The sequence below is a fragment of the Klebsiella sp. Ech2A genome (assembly GCF_030078455.1).
Classification (GTDB): domain Bacteria; phylum Pseudomonadota; class Gammaproteobacteria; order Enterobacterales; family Enterobacteriaceae; genus Klebsiella; species Klebsiella terrigena.
Window position 1 is genome coordinate 1 of sequence record NZ_JAQGFU010000310.1, and the last position, 3,433, is coordinate 3,433.

3 protein-coding genes are annotated in these 3,433 nt (G+C 57.9%); all 3 read right to left on the reverse strand.

Annotated elements, in window-relative coordinates:
- A partial coding sequence (locus PFH44_RS26050) for a DUF3382 domain-containing protein (RefSeq protein ID WP_283826620.1) occupies positions 1-606 on the reverse strand: 606 nt, incomplete at its 3' end.
- A 10-nt stretch (positions 607-616) separates the two neighbouring features.
- Complete coding sequence (locus tag PFH44_RS26055) at positions 617-1,531, reverse strand: ABC transporter permease subunit (RefSeq protein ID WP_283826621.1); 915 nt, start codon at positions 1,529-1,531, stop codon at positions 617-619.
- 106 nt (positions 1,532-1,637) lie between these two features.
- On the reverse strand, positions 1,638-2,696 hold the full coding sequence (locus PFH44_RS26060) for a branched-chain amino acid ABC transporter substrate-binding protein (protein WP_200894898.1): 1,059 nt from the start codon (positions 2,694-2,696) through the stop codon (positions 1,638-1,640).
- Between the last annotated feature and the right edge of the window lie 737 nt (positions 2,697-3,433).

Consider the following 3,433-nt stretch of genomic DNA (forward strand, 5'->3'; position numbering starts at 1 on the left):
ATAGTCCCCGTGCATGCGCAGTACCGGAAAGCCGAGCAGCGCCCCCGCCAGCGCCGCCATGATGGCCCCCAGCGGCAGCATCGCCCAGAACCCGAGCCCCAGATACTGGTAGCCCAGCGCCAGGCCGTAGGCGCCAATCGCATAGAACGCCACGTAGCCCAGGTCAAGCAGCCCGGCGAGCCCCACCACGATATTCAGCCCGAGCCCGAGCAGCACGTAAATCAGCCCGAGAATGGCCACCGTCAGCAGATACTTGGTGGCGATAGCCGGAAAGATGAGCGCCGCCAGCAGCAGCAGCGGCACAACCCAGCGCAGCCGCGAGCGGTAGCCGACCGGACGAACGTACACGCCGTCATCGGCCCCTTCAAAACGGGCGATAAATTTGCGTCCGCCGCGGCTTTGCAGCAGCAGGCTCAGCAGTAGCCTGCCGACCATCACCACCGCGACGATGACCGCCACCCGCTGGGTAGAGAGTTCAAAACTGTAGCCTTTCAGCACAATGCCGACGATCGGTCCAAACACGATTAGCGCACACAGCCCGGCCAGCACGCTATCAATCAGGCTTTTTTTAATATCCAGCCCTTGCCTGCGCGATACTTCACCCATGTTTTACCCCTTAAACCTTTGCGACCATCGGACGACCCAGCAGCCCCTGAGGGCGAAAAATCAAAATTGCCACCAGCAGAGCGAAGGAAAACACGTCTTTGTAATCGGAGTTCACCATCCCGGCAAACTGGGCCTCAGCCACCCCCAGCAGCAGGCCGCCGAGCATCGCGCCCGGCAGGGAGCCAATCCCGCCCAGCACCGCGGCGGTAAAGGCCTTAATGCCAATAATGAAGCCGATATAAAAATCGAAGGTGCCGTAATTCATCGTCACCAGCACCCCGGCCAGCCCGGCCATCGCGGCGCCGATCATAAACACCAGCGAGATAACCCGATCGGTATTAATGCCGAGGATCGCGGCCATGCGCCGATCCTGCTGCGTAGCGCGGCAGACGCGCCCCAGCCGGGTATGGTTAATGACCCACGAGAGGGTCAGCATCCCCACCAGCGCGGCGACGAGAATAAATATCTTGGTCCACGTAATTTGCACCACGCCGTCGCCGACCTCGAAGCGTAGGACGCCCGTCAGCAGGGTCGGGATCCCCTGCTGGTTCGGTCCCTGGCTGATCTGCACGTAGTTCTGCAGGATAAGCGACATGCCGATAGCCGAGATGAGCGGCGCCAGGCGGGTGGAGTTGCGCAGCGGCCGATAGGCGATACGCTCGATCGTCCAGCCGTAGACGCCGGTCACCACGATGGTGAACACCAGGGTGCCGAAGATCAGCAGCGGAAAGGAGTGAATGCCGAACCACGAGAGCAGCGCCAGGCCGATGGCGCAAAGGTAGGCGGAAATCATATAGACTTCGCCGTGGGCGAAGTTAATCATCCCGATAATGCCGTAAACCATGGTGTAGCCGATGGCAATTAATCCGTAAACGGCTCCCAGCGTCAGCCCATTAATCAGTTGTTGCAGAAAAAACGCTTCCATAGAAACCATCCTGCCAGTAAGCAGGCAGCGACCGGCAGGCTCCCGCCGTGCGCTGCCTTCAGTAGTACGACGCCCTTTTTTATAGGGACAAAGAGTTCAGCAAACGCTATAGCTGGTGATACTTGCCCTTATCATCCCAGGCGTAGACCACATAATCCGACACCTTCAGGTCGCCTTTACCGTCCCAGGCCTTTTTGCCCATCACCGTGTCAACGCTATGGCTTTTCAGCCACTCGCTGGCCTTGGCGTTGTCGGCGCCCACCGCGTTGTAGGCCGCGGCGATAGCCTGGATCGAGGCGTAGGCGTAAAGGGTATAGCCTTCCGGTTCGAAGCCGCTGGCGCGGAACTTCTCAATCACCGTTTTGCCCTCAGGAATGGTGCGCGGATCCTTACCAAACGTCATCAGCACGCCGTTGGTGAACTGCGGGCCGCCGGCGGTGGTTACCAGCTCTTCGGTTACGACACAGTCGCCGGAGAAGAACTTCGCCTGCAGCCCCTGCTCCCGCATCTGCCGCACCAGCGGACCGGCTTCCGGATGACAGCCGCCGAAATAGACCACGTCAGGCTTCAGCGCGCCAATTTTGGTCACCAGGGCGTTGAAATCCTTTTCACCGCGAGACAGCCCTTCGTACAGCACCTCTTTGGTGCCGCGTTTTGCCAGCGCCGCGCGGGTAGCGTCGGCGAGCCCCTGACCGTAGGTATCCTTATCGTGAATGACGGCAATCTTCTTCGCCTTCAGCACGTCAAGCATGTAGTCCGCGGCAATCGCCCCCTGCTGATCGTCACGCCCGCACATGCGGAACATATCCTTCATTCCGCGCTCGGTGATCAGCGGATTAGTTGACCCCGGCGTAATCGTCAGGATCCCCGCCTCGTCGTAGACTTCGGATGCCGGCATCGTCGACGATGAGCAGAAGTGTCCGACAACCGCGGAAACTCCCGACTCATCAACCAGGCGGTTGGCTACCGCGACGGCCTGCTTCGGTTCACAGGCATCATCCCCCTGCACCAGCACAATTTTTTCACCCTTAATTCCTCCCGCCGCGTTAATGTCTGCTACCGCCTGCGACGCCCCTTTCCAGTACTGAGCGCCATAGGAGGCATTGGGTCCGGTGAACGGCCCGGCAACGCCAATCTTCACATCCGCCTGTGCGTAAAATGCCACGCTCATACAACCTGCAATCGCAAAATGAAGAGTCAACTTTTTAAGTTTCAGAGACATTCAGATATTCCTCAGCGATTTATAACCTGGCGCCATTAAATGACGCGGAAAATATCACTTACCGTTTTGTTTGCCGAAGGCCGTTAACCAGCCGCAGCGGCTAAAGGTGGAAGAAGCAAAAACCCCGCCAGGAAGAAATGACATGACAGATCGCTTACTAATAGATGAGAGCAACGCGTAACAGCTGCGGTCACCGCCACCGACCAACGTGCATTTCAGGACAAGTCAGGAGATAGGTTGCCATCACGTGGCGAATGGAGGACTGCGGCATCCGTTCCGACCCGCGAGCTAAACATAGTTGTTCTTTGCAGGCGTTGCGCACCGGGCTGGTGCAAAAGTGCGAAAACGATCATGGGCGTGAAAAATTTTGTTGCAATATTGTGAACAAGATATCAAGAGCGATCGTTTCGCCGCGCGGTTTCACTACGTAATGCAAAAAATAGATTACGCGTGCCCAAACCGTAGCCAATTTAACGCAGACCTAAAAACTAAAGGCCGACGCCGGGCCCGGATAATTCCCCCCATAAAGGATTGACTTAGCAACGCATAATACGAAAATGCTTCTTTTACGCGACCAACAGAATAAGCCCACGTCTATGATTATCCGCTCCCGTCGCTTTTTTATCGCTACCCTGGCCGCATCCGCCGCGGCGGTGGCGACCGCCCTTATCCCCGCCAGC